Origin of the sequence: Pseudomonas sp. SK2 (assembly GCF_016772395.1) — a bacterium.
Lineage (GTDB): Bacteria > Pseudomonadota > Gammaproteobacteria > Pseudomonadales > Pseudomonadaceae > Aquipseudomonas > Aquipseudomonas taiwanensis.
The window spans coordinates 3553848-3566310 of sequence record NZ_CP061944.1 but is presented as its reverse complement, the minus strand read 5'-3'; the positions used below and the strand labels follow the sequence as shown (position 1 = coordinate 3566310).

General features: G+C 65.8%; 3 protein-coding genes. 2 read left to right on the top strand and 1 reads right to left on the bottom strand.

The genetic code is table 11. From position 1 onward, the window contains the following. Positions 1–60: 60 nt before the first annotated feature. Positions 61–1032, bottom strand: coding sequence for a siderophore-interacting protein (locus IF103_RS15970; RefSeq protein WP_202675472.1), 972 nt, complete (start codon positions 1030–1032; stop codon positions 61–63). A 166-nt stretch (positions 1033–1198) separates the two neighbouring features. On the opposite strand from IF103_RS15970, the gene IF103_RS15965 reads away from it, so the two are divergent. Both IF103_RS15965 and IF103_RS15960 read left to right on the top strand, forming a co-directional pair. Next, positions 1199–9103: a non-ribosomal peptide synthetase gene (locus IF103_RS15965; protein WP_202675471.1), complete on the top strand. Its 7905-nt coding sequence runs from the start codon at positions 1199–1201 to the stop codon at positions 9101–9103. Between the two features lie 28 nt (positions 9104–9131). Beyond that, on the top strand, positions 9132–12455 hold the full coding sequence (locus IF103_RS15960) for an amino acid adenylation domain-containing protein (RefSeq protein ID WP_502709918.1): 3324 nt from the start codon (positions 9132–9134) through the stop codon (positions 12453–12455). Positions 12456–12463: the final 8 nt, after the last annotated feature.

Here is a 12463-nt window from a genome sequence, read left to right as displayed (position 1 = left end):
CCCTTCGCCGGTAAGCCGGCGACTACAGGCGCGATACAGGGTGTACGGCACCCGAAACCATCACTCGAACGAACGCCCCCGACGCCAGTAGCCCATCAGCGTCAGGCAGGCGCGATCCATGTGTCGGTCGTTGATCAGGTGCCGACGGACCTGCATCACCGTGGCGGACTCCCCGGCTACCCACGCATAGAAATCACCGTGTCGTGCCTGGGCCAGCTCCCAGGGTCGGCGTTGCTCGATGTCGATCGCTTCCAGATGGCAGGCCGTACCCGGCGCCTTTACCTGCGGGAGGTCGGCCAGGTGCTCGACGGCATGACGCAGGGCGGCCCCGGGCTCGCTGCCCAGTGCGTCGCGCGGCAGCCAGTGCAGATGGGTATCGCGGGGGCATTGGAGCTCCAGGCAGTCCGCTTGCAAAGGTACTTCTATGAATGCCTGCACCTTCGCTGGCTGCTGGGTTGCGGCCAGGTCTTCGAGGATGCACGCGATGGCCGGCAGGGCGGTCTCGTCGCCCGCCAGCAGCACGCGGCCGACGCCGGCAGGTGGGTTCCACTCGTAACCGCCGGGGTCCTTGGGGTAGGCCAGGTTGGGCGCCAGCATCTGCAAGCAGTCACCGCTGCGGGCGCGGGTCGCCCAGGCTGAGGCGGGGCCGTTGACGCCGTGCATGACGAAGTCGATGTCCACCTGCGCCTGGGCCCGGCGCAAGGCTCGAATGGTGTAGGTGCGCATCGGCGGGCGGGAGGCCTCCGGGAGCTGTTTGCGCGCCTCGTTCCAGTGACTGTCATGGGGCAGGGCCGGCAGGCTGCCGTCCGCCGCGGGGAAGAACAGCTTGACCCGCTGGTCGGGCCCGGCGCAGTTCATGCTGGCCACATCGGGCCCGGTGAACACCAGGCGGCACAGTGAAGGGCTCAGCTCGATCTTGTGCACCAGTTGCAGGTCGAACAGCCGGTAGGGGCTGGGTTTCTGCCCCAGCCCGCCAGCCAGTTTGCGCAGGCCGCGCTGCATGGCGCTGGCGAGGGAGGAGGGGGTGGCCATGGTCGGTCCTTTGGCATCGGGTTCACCGAGTGGACGAGTCGTGCGCCCGGCAATTTAACCGTTACGCGGCCCACCGAGAGGCCGGCGCTAATTTTTCCGGTCTGGGTTCGTTCTATAGGGACGACCTGTCATCGGGTCATTCGACCCACGCTCCGGATGCCAAGAAATGAATGCTGAAGACGCCCTGAAACTCGCTCGCCGGTTCATCGGTCTGCCCGTGGAAAAACGCCAGGTATTTCTGGCGGCGTTGCGCAAGGAAGGGGTGGACTTCTCCCAGTTCCCGATTCCCTGTGATGTGCCTGCCGAAGACCGCCAAGCCCTGTCCTTTGCCCAGCAGCGGATGTGGTTTCTCTGGCACCTGGACCCACACAGCGGCGCCTATAACTTGCCGGCTGCGGTACGCCTGAAGGGCGTGCTCAACCGCCAGGCCCTCGAGCAGGCCTTCGCCAGCCTGGTCGAGCGTCACGAAACCCTGCGTACGGTGTTCCGCCAGATGCCGGACGACAGCCTGTGCCAGGTCCCGTGCGAGCAGGCGTTGAGCATTGCCTGGCGCGACCTCGGCCAATGGTCGCCCGAGCAGCGCGAAGCCGAAGTCGCGGCCGAGGCCGAAGCCCAGGCGCTGCAGCCGTTCGACCTGGCCCAGGGCCCGCTGCTGCGGGTGCGCCTGTTGCGTCTTGACGAGCAGGAACACGTGCTGCTGCTGACCCTGCACCATATCGTCTCCGATGGCTGGTCGATGAGCGTGCTGATCGATGAATTCTGCCGTTTCTACGACGCACACGACCAAGGCATCCAGCCGCAACTGGCGGCGCTGCAGGTCCAGTACAGTGACTACGCCCTGTGGCAACGTCGCTGGCTGGAGGCAGGCGAACAGCAACGCCAGTTGGATTACTGGAAGGCGCAGTTGGGCGACGAACACCCGGTGCTGGAACTGCCCACCGACCACCCGCGCCCAGTGCAGCCGACCTACCAGGGCCGTCGCCATGAACTGACCCTCGATGCGCAGTGGGTCGAGCAGGCGCGCGCGCTGGCGCGGCAGCAGGGGGTGACCCTGTTCATGCTGCTGTTGGGGGCTTTCAACATTGTCCTGCACCGCTACAGCGGCCAGGGCGACTTGCGCATCGGCGTACCCATTGCCAACCGCAATCGCAACGAAGTCGAGGGTCTGATCGGTTTCTTCGTCAACACCCAGGTGCTGCGCACCCGGCTGGATGGCATGACCACGGTGGCCGAGCTGCTGGCCCAAATCAAAGCCGCCTCGATGGGCGCCCAGGACCACCAGGACCTGCCGTTCGAATGCCTGGTCGATGCCCTCAAGCTCGAACGCAGCCTGAGCTACAACCCCCTGTTCCAGGTGATGTACAACCACCAGCCGGAAGTGGCCGACGTCACTCGCCTGAACGTCGGTCAGGGCCTGGAACTGAGCGTCATCGAATGGGAAAGCCGCACCACCCAGTTCGACCTGAGCCTGGACACCTACGAGCAGGGGGGGCGGCTCAATGCGGCCTTCACCTATGCCTGCGACCTGTTCCAGGCAGCCACCATCGAGCGCTTTGCACGGCACTGGCTGCGGGTGTTGCAGGCGATGGTCGGCAACCCGGGCCAACGTATCGGGGAGATCGCCCTGCTGGACGAGCAGGAACACCGCCAGGTGGTCGAAGGTTGGGGGCGCAACGAGGCCCGATACCCGAACGAGCTGACAGTGCATGAGCTGTTCCAGGCCCAGGCGGCGCGCGCGCCAGACGCGGTCGCTTTGATCTTCGAGGGCCGGCGACTGACCTACGGCGAGCTCAACGCCCAGGTCAATCGACTGGCCCGAACCCTGGTCGAGCGCGGTGTGGGTCGCGAGGTACTGGTGGGCATCGCCCTCGAGCGAGGCCTGGACATGGTGGTCGGCTTGCTGGCGGTACTCAAGGCTGGAGGCGGCTATGTGCCGCTCGACCCGCAATACCCGGCCGACCGCCTGCAATGCATGATCGAGGACAGCGGCAGCCGCCTGATACTGACCCAGGACAGCCTGTTGCAGCGCTTGCCGCTGCCACAGGGCGTGCAGACTCTGTGCCTGGACCACGACCAAGCCTGGGCTCACGACGACGACAGCGACCTGCCCAACCTGGCCCTGGCCGACAACCTCGCCTACGTCATGTTCACCTCTGGCTCCACCGGCCGGCCCAAGGGCGTCGGTATCAGCCACCGTGCCTTGGTGCGCCACGCCCACGTGTCGCTGGGTTTTTTCAACCTCAGCGCCGCTGACCGGGTGCTGCAGTTCGCGACCTTCAACTTCGACGGCTTCGTCGAGCAGCTTTACCCGGCCCTGATCTGCGGCGCCTCGGTCGTGATCCGCGGCAGCGAAATCTGGGACAGCGAAACCCTCTACCGCCAGCTGATCGAGCAGCGCATCAGCGTGATGGACCTGACCACAGCCTACTGGCACATGCTGGCCAAGGAGTTCGCCGCGGTCGGCCCGCGTGATTACGGCGTGCTGCGCCAGGTACATGGCGGCGGTGAGGCAATGCCGCCGGAAGGGTTGTTGGCCTGGCGTCAGGCCGGACTGGGCCATGTGCGTCTGCTCAATACCTATGGCCCGACCGAAGCGACGGTTACCGCCACCACCCTGGATTGCGACGACTATGTAAGCGGCCAGCGGCCGATTCCGCTGACCTTGCCGATCGGCACCGTGCTGCCCGGGCGCAACATCCTGGTGCTCGACGACAACGGTCTGCCGGCACCGGTGGGTGTAGTCGGCGAACTGGTGATCGGTGGCGAACTGCTGGCGCGGGGTTACTTCCAGCGCCCAGGCCTGAGCGCCGAGCGTTTCATTCCCGACCCCTACGGTGGGTGCGGTGCGCGCCTGTACCGCACCGGCGATTTGGCTCGGTTCAACGCCGAAGGGGTGATCGAGTACGCCGGCCGGATCGATCACCAAGTGAAGATCCGAGGTTTCCGCATCGAGCTGGGCGAGATCGAAGCCCGGCTGCTGGAGCGCGCAGAAGTCGCCGATGCCTTGGTGCTGGCGCTGCCGGGGGCCAACGGCCTGCAACTGGTCGGCTACGTGGTGCCGACCGACCGCGGGTTGGTCGATGCAGGCCCAGCCCCCCAAGCTGCGCTGCGTGAAACCATCCGCATTGGTTTGCAAGAGCAGCTGCCCGACTACATGGTGCCGACACAGGTGCTGTTGCTCGCCCAGTTGCCCCTTAGCCCCAATGGCAAGCTCGACCGCCAGGCCCTGCCACGCCCTGACACCCGCCAGCTGCAGCATGACCATGTTGCACCGCGCACCGCGCTGGAACAGCAAATTGCGGGCATCTGGCAGGATGTGCTCAAGCGTGAGCAGGTGGGCATCACCGACAACTTCTTCGAGCTGGGCGGCGATTCGATCATGTCGATCCAGGTGGTCAGCCGAGCGCGCCAGGGCGGGTTGCTGTTCACCCCAAAGGACCTGTTCCAGCACCAGACCGTGCAGGGGCTGGCCAGTGTCGCTCGTCGCGGTGAGGCGTGTGCGGTGGTCGACCAGGGGCCAGTTCACGGGCCGCTTGGCTTGTTGCCGATGCAGAGCGATTTCTTTGCCCAGGCGATTCCGGCGCGCCATCACTGGAACCAGGCGTTGCTGCTGCAGCCGAAACAGGCATTGCAGGCAGGGGCCTTGCGCCAGGCACTGGGCGCGATCGTCAACCATCACGATGCCCTGCGTTCGCGTTTCGTGGCGCAGGACGGGCGCTGGCAGGCGCAGATCGCCGAGCCGAGCGCGTGCGCTGATGACCTGTTGTGGTGCCGTGAAGGCCTCAGCGTCGAGCAGCTTGGTGAAGTGAACAGTCAGGCGCAGGCCAGTCTGAACCTTGCCCAGGGGCCAATGCTGCGTGCCGTGTTGGCGACCTTGAACGATGGCAGCCAGCGCCTGTTGCTGGCGATTCATCACCTGGTGGTGGACGGGGTGTCCTGGCGCATCCTGCTGGAGGACTTGCAGCAGGCCTATACCCAGCTGATCCAGGGCCGCTCGCCGCAACTGCCGGCCAAGACCAGTTCGCTCCAGACCTGGGCCGAGCGCCTGCACGCTCTCGCCCAGGCACCGGCCATGCAGGAAACACTGGGCTATTGGACCGACCTACTGAGTGATGTCCCGCTCGACCTGCCCTGCGATCGCCCACAGGGTAGCGTGCAAAGCCGTCATCGCCAGGTCGTGCGCAGCCGCCTCGACCGCGAGGGCACCCGCCAGTTGCTGCAACAGGCGCCTGCCGCCTACCGCACTCAGGTCAACGACCTGCTGCTGACCGCCCTGGCCCGTACCCTGCGTGGTTGGACTGGCCAGAGCGACGTGCTGATCCAGCTCGAAGGCCATGGTCGTGAAGACCTGTTCAACGATGTCGACCTGAGCCGCACCGTTGGCTGGTTCACCAGCCTGTTCCCGCTGCGTTTGACCGCCCACGAGGACCTGGGCACCTGCCTCAAGGGCATCAAGGAACAGCTGCGCGGCGTACCGGCCAAGGGGCTGGGCTTCGGCGTACTGCGCTACCTGGGGGCGCAGCCTGGGTGCGATGTGCTGGCAACCTTGCCGCAGCCTCGCGTGACCTTCAACTACCTGGGGCAGTTCGACGCCAGCTTCGACGCTGATGCGCTGTTGCTGCCGGCCCGTGAAAGCGCGGGTGCCGAATTGAGCGAAGACGCGCCGCTGGGCAACTGGCTGGAAGTGGAGGGCCAGGTCTACGACGGTGAGTTGGAAATGCGCTGGACTTTCAGCGGCGAGCAGTTCGACACGGCCACCATCGACCGCGTGGCCGCGGATTTCGATAGGCAGTTGCGTGCGGTGGTCGAGCATTGCTGTCAGCCCGAGGTCATGGGCCTCACGCCGTCCGACTTCCCGCTGGCGAACATCGACCAGGCCCAGCTGGATGCGCTACCCGTGCCCGCCAGCCAGATCGAGGACATCTACCCGCTTTCGCCGATGCAGCAGGGCATGCTGTTCCATAGCCTGCTGCAGCAGGGCAGTGGTGAGTACATCAACCAGTTGTGCGTGGATGTCGACGGCCTTGAGGTCGAGCGTTTTCGTGCTGCCTGGCAGGCGGCGATGGACAGCCATGACATCCTGCGCAGTGCCTTTGCCTGGCAAGGCGCTGGGCAGCAGTTGCAGATCATCCACCGCCAGCTGCCGCTGGATTTCAACCGCCTCGACTGGCGGGGTCGTGACGACCTGGCAGCCGCCCTGCAAGTGCTGGCCGAGCAGGACCGCGCCCGAGGTTTCGATCTGTCGTGTCCCGGCCTGCTGCGCCTGACCCTAGTGCGTACCGGCGAGCACAGTCATCACCTGATGTTCACCCACCACCACATCCTTATGGACGGCTGGAGCAGTTCGCAGTTGCTGGGCGAGGTGATGCAGCGTTACCACGGCCAGGCGTCTGAGCGCCCGGTTGGGCGTTACCGCGACTACATCCAGTGGCTGCAACAGCGCGATGCGCGGAGCAGCGAACGCTTCTGGAAAGAACGTCTGGCGGCATTCGAGGCACCGACGCTGTTGGCCAAGGCAGGCGACGAGCCGGCTAGCGGCAGCGGCCACGCACTGTTCCATCATGATTTCGACACGGTCGCGACGCAGCGCCTGAACGCCTTCGCCCGGCAGCAGAAAGTCACCCTCAACACCCTGGTTCAAGCGGCCTGGCTGTTGCTGTTGCAGCGGTACACCGGCCAGGACTGCGTGACCGTCGGCACGACCGTAGCCGGTCGCCCGGCCGACTTGCCTGGCGTGGAGCGCCAGTTGGGCCTGTTCATCAACACCCTGCCGCTGGCCGCCAGCCCGCGTGCGCAACAGACCGTGGCGCAATGGTTGCGCGGCCTGCAGGACCTCAGCCTGGCCATGCGCGAGCATGAGCACAGCGCGCTGTTCGAAGTGCAAGGTTGGGTCGGTCACAGCGGCGAGGCGCTGTTCGACAACATTCTGGTGTTCGAGAACTTCCCGGTCTCCGAGGCGCTGGAGCATGGGGCGCCGCAGGGCCTGCGCTTTGGCCCGGCCAGGCACAGCGACCTGACCAGCTATCCGCTGACCCTGGGGGTCACCTTGGGCGAGCGACTGGCGCTGCACTACAGCTTCGACCTGGCGCACTTCACTGCGCAGCGCATTCGCCGTATCAACGACCATATGGCCCAGTTGCTGGTCGCCCTGGCGCAGGATGCGCAGCGCACACTGGGCGAGCTGGACATGCTTGCGCCGCTCGAACAAGCGCAGGTGGTCGAACAGTGGAACGCCACCTTCGTCGATTACCCGTCGGATACCTGCGTCCACAACCTGATCGAAGCTCAGGCGCAGAACACCCCGGATGCGGTTGCGCTGGTGTTCGGCGACCGCCAGCTGAGCTATCGCGAGCTGGACCAGCAGGCTAACCAGCTGGCGCACCGACTGATCGAGCAGGGCGCAGGCCCTGACGTACTGGTGGGCATCGCCGCCCAGCGCAGCGTGGAGATGGTCCTTGGCCTCCTGGCGGTGCTCAAGGCCGGCGCTGCCTATGTGCCGCTGGACCCTGAGTACCCGCGCGAGCGGCTGGCCTATATGTTCGAGGACAGCGGTATCGCATTGCTGCTGACTCAAACCGAGCTACTGCCACAACTGCCGCTGCCAGCAGGCTTGCCCACCTTGTGCCTCGACAAGCAGGGGCACCTGGGCTACCCGCTGATGGCGCCACAGGTGCAGCCGCAGCCAGAAAACCTGGCCTACGTGATCTACACCTCCGGCTCCACCGGCAAACCCAAGGGCGCCGGCAACCGTCACAAGGCCCTGAGCAACCGCCTGTGCTGGATGCAGCAGGCCTATGGCCTGGATGCCACGGATGCCGTGCTGCAGAAAACCCCGTTCAGTTTCGATGTGTCGGTGTGGGAGTTCTTCTGGCCACTGATGGTCGGCGCCCGCCTGGTCGTTGCCGCGCCGGGCGATCACCGCGAGCCGGCGCGCCTGGTGCGGTTGATCGAGCAGCAGGGCATCACCACGCTGCACTTCGTGCCGTCGATGCTGCAGGTGTTCCTGCAGGATGAAGGGGTGTCGCGCTGCACCAGCCTGTCGCGCATCGTGTGCAGTGGCGAGGCATTGCAGGTCGATGCCCAGCAGCAGGTGTTCGCCAAGCTGCCCAACGCTGCACTGTACAACCTGTATGGCCCGACCGAGGCCGCCATCGACGTGACCCACTGGACCTGCCGCGACGAAGGCCTGGACAGCGTGCCCATCGGCCAGCCGATCGCCAACCTCAGCGTCTACGTGCTGGCCGACGATCTGTCGCCGCTGCCAGCGGGGCTGGTGGGCGAGCTGTACCTGGGTGGCGAAGGCCTGGCGCGAGGCTACCACCGCCGTCCGGGGCTGACCGCCGAGCGCTTCGTCGCCAGCCCGTTCGGCACCGGCCAGCGCCTGTACCGCACCGGCGACCTGGCCCGCCAGCGCGCCGACGGGGTGATCGAGTACAGGGGGCGCATCGACCACCAGGTGAAGATTCGCGGTTTGCGGATCGAGCTGGGCGAGATCGAAGCACGCCTGCTGGAGCAGGACGAAGTCCGCGAAGCGGCGGTGCTGGCGGTCGGCAGCGGTGCCGACACGCAGCTGGCCGCCTATGTGGTGGCGCACCAGCCAGATTCGCCGCAGTTGGGCGAGCAGCTCAAGGCGCGTCTGCGCAGTCTGCTGCCTGACTACATGGTGCCCACGTACCTGGTGCTGCTGACCAGCCTGCCGCTGAGCCCCAACGGCAAGCTCGACCGCAAGGCCCTGCCTGCGGTCGATGCTGCACCGACGTGTGCACGGTTCCGTGCTCCGCAGACTGAACTCGAACGGCAACTGGCGTTGATCTGGCAGGAGGTGCTGGGCCATGAGCGGGTTGGCCTGGATGACGACTTCTTCGCCCTTGGTGGCCACTCGCTGCAGGCGGTGATGCTGCTGTCGCGCATTCGCAGTGCATTCGGCGTCGAGCTGCCGGTCAAGGAATTCTACGAACTGCGCCAGCTCGGGCAGCTGGCGACGCATCTGCAAGGTGATGCCGGGCAGGCGGCCGATGAGCTCGACCTGATCTTCGGCGCGCTCGATGAACTGGAGGAAAGCAATGCCTGAGCACAAGCAGGACCGTACAGAGGAACTGGTGGCGCGCCTGCGCAACCTCGATGGCGAGCGCCGTCGGCAGCTGTTTGCCAAGCTGGCCCAGGCCGGTGTCAACGTAGCCCGCCTGCCGATCGTGCCGGCTCTGGAGCAGGGGCCGCAGCCGCTGTCCTACGCCCAGCAGCGCCAGCACTTCCTGTGGCAGCTGGAGCCGACCGGCAGCGCTTACAACATCCCGGCAGTGCTGCGTTTGCACGGTGCCCTCGACAGGGCTGCGCTGCAGGCCGGCCTTGACGACCTGGTGCGTCATCAGGGCAGCTTGCGCACACGCTTCATCGAGCACCAGGGACAGGTTTGCCAGGTGATCGACGAGGCACTGCGCCTGACGCTGGTGGTCGATGAACTGGGCGCGAACGAAGACACCGAGTCAGCGATCAAGGCCTATGCCGAACATTGCACCGGCCAGCCATTCGACCTGATGCAGGGGCCGCTGGCCCGGATCAATCTGCTGCGCGTCGGGTCGGACGACCATGTGCTGGTGCTGGCCTTGCACCACAGCATCGCCGATGGCTGGTCGGTCAACGTGCTGGTCGAACAGTGGCTTGCCTGCTACGCCAGCCGCTTGCAGGGCCAGCCCGCGCCACTGGACGATGTGCCGATCCAGTATCCCGACTATGCCGCCTGGCAACGCCAATGGCTGGAGTCGGGGGAGGGGGATCGCCAGCTGGCTTATTGGAAGGGCCACCTGGGCGAGGCGCCTGAAGTGTTGACCCTGCCCAGCGACCGGCCACGTCCGACCCAGGCCAGCCATCAGGGCGCGGTGCTCGACCTGAACGTTGCGCCGGCATTGCTGGATGGGCTCAAAGCGTTGGCGCAGCGCCAGGATGTGAGTCTGTTCATGCTGTTGCTGGCGTCGTTCCAGCTACTGTTGCACCGCTACAGCGGGCAGGCTGAAATCCTTGTGGGCGTGCCGGTGGCCAACCGTAACCGAATGGAGACCGAGCGACTCATCGGCTTCTTCGTCAACACCCAGGTGATGAAGGCGCGCATCGACGGTCTGCAGCCTTTTACAGCCTTGCTGGCGCAGGTGCGCGAAGCGGCCCAGCAGGCCCAGGCTCATCAGGACCTGCCCTTCGAGCAACTGGTCCAGGCGCTGCAGCCGCAGCGCAGCATGAGCCACAGCCCGCTGTTCCAGGTGATGTTCAACCATCAACTGGAGGGCGCTGGCCAGCGCCTGGCAGTGCCGGGACTGAAAGTGCGGCAGGTGACTCGCGATGAGCGCTCGGCACAGTTCGACCTGAGCCTGGATACCGTCGAAAGCCCCACCGGGCTGGTGGCCAGCCTGACCTATGCCACCGACCTGTTCGACCGCTGCAGCGCCGAGCGCCTGCTAGGTCATTGGCACAACTTGCTGCAGGGCATCGTGGCCAACCCCTGCGAACGGGTGCAAGCCTTGCCATTGTGCGATGCCAGCGAGTTGCAGCAGTGGGTGCAGGGCATCAACGCCCCCGTCGTCGATTACCCGTCGGACACCTGCGTCCACAACTTGATCGAAGCTCAGGCGCAGAACACCCCGGATGCGGTTGCGTTGGTGTTCGGCGACCGCCAGTTGAGCTACCGCGAGCTGGACCAGCAGGCCAACCAGTTGGCGCACCGACTGATCGAGCATGGCGTCGGCCCCGATGTGCTCGTCGGTATTTGCATGGAGCGCAGTGTCGAGATGGTGGTGAGCCTGCTGGCGGTGCTCAAGGCCGGTGGCGCCTATGTGCCGCTGGACCCTGAATACCCGCGCGAGCGCCTGGCCTATATGGTCGAGGACAGCGGTATCGCATTGCTGCTGACTCAATCGCACCTGCGCGCTCAACTGCCGGTGCCGACCTCGATGCGTGTCCTGAATGTGGATGAGCAGGACTACCTTGCGTGCTCCACCGAGGCTACCGGCGTACAGCCGCAGCCAGAAAACCTGGCCTACGTGATCTACACCTCCGGCTCCACCGGCAAACCCAAGGGGGCCGGCAACCGTCACAAGGCCCTGAGCAACCGCCTGTGCTGGATGCAGCAGGCCTATGGCCTGGATGCCACGGATGCCGTGCTGCAGAAAACCCCGTTCAGTTTCGATGTGTCGGTGTGGGAGTTCTTCTGGCCACTGATGGTCGGCGCCCGCCTGGTCGTTGCCGCGCCGGGCGATCACCGCGAGCCGGCGCGCCTGGTGCGGTTGATCGAGCAGCAGGGCATCACCACGCTGCACTTCGTGCCGTCGATGCTGCAGGTGTTCCTGCAGGATGAAGGGGTGTCGCGCTGCACCAGCCTGTCGCGCATCGTGTGCAGTGGCGAGGCATTGCAGGTCGATGCCCAGCAGCAGGTGTTCGCCAAGCTGCCCAACGCTGCACTGTACAACCTGTATGGCCCGACCGAGGCCGCCATCGACGTGACCCACTGGACCTGCCGCGACGAAGGCCTGGACAGCGTGCCCATCGGCCAGCCGATCGCCAACCTCAGCGTCTACGTGCTGGCCGACGATCTGTCGCCGCTGCCAGCGGGGCTGGTGGGCGAGCTGTACCTGGGTGGCGAAGGCCTGGCGCGAGGCTACCACCGCCGTCCGGGGCTGACCGCCGAGCGCTTCGTCGCCAGCCCGTTCGGCACCGGCCAGCGCCTGTACCGCACCGGCGACCTGGCCCGCCAGCGCGCCGACGGGGTGATCGAGTACAGGGGGCGCATCGACCACCAGGTGAAGATTCGCGGTTTGCGGATCGAGCTGGGCGAGATCGAAGCACGCCTGCTGGAGCAGGACGAAGTCCGCGAAGCGGCGGTGCTGGCGGTCGGCAGCGGTGCCGACACGCAGCTGGCCGCCTATGTGGTGGCGCACCAGCCAGATTCGCCGCAGTTGGGCGAGCAGCTCAAGGCGCGTCTGCGCAGTCTGCTGCCTGACTACATGGTGCCCACGTACCTGGTGCTGCTGACCAGCCTGCCGCTGAGCCCCAACGGCAAGCTCGACCGCAAGGTCTTGCCGACACCCGATAGCAGCCCGCGCCAACAGGCCTATGTGGCGCCGCAGACCCCCTTGCAGGAACAGTTGGCGCAGGTCTGGCAGACCCTGCTCAAGCTCGAACGGGTCGGCCTGTACGACAACTTCTTCGACCTCGGCGGCCATTCGCTGCTGGCGACCCAGATGTTGATGCAGATCCGCCAGCAGCTGGGGCTCGACGTGCCACTCAAGGTCCTGTTCCAGAGTGACAGCCTCGAGCAGTTCGCCGAGCAGGTGAAGCAGTTGCAAACAGACGTCCAGCCCGTCGAAGACGAGTTGGCTAAATCCTTGGAGGCCCTCAAACGTCTATCAGCACAAGAGCTTGAAAGTCTGATTTCCTAGTTTGGGGG

Bases quoted from the DNA above. Each gene is read 5' to 3' on its own strand.
- IF103_RS15970 (WP_202675472.1), bottom strand. From the start codon at position 1,032: ATGGCCACCCCCTCCTCCCTCGCCAGCGCCATGCAGCGCGGCCTGCGC.
- IF103_RS15965 (WP_202675471.1), top strand. From the start codon at position 1,199: ATGAATGCTGAAGACGCCCTGAAACTCGCTCGCCGGTTCATCGGTCTG.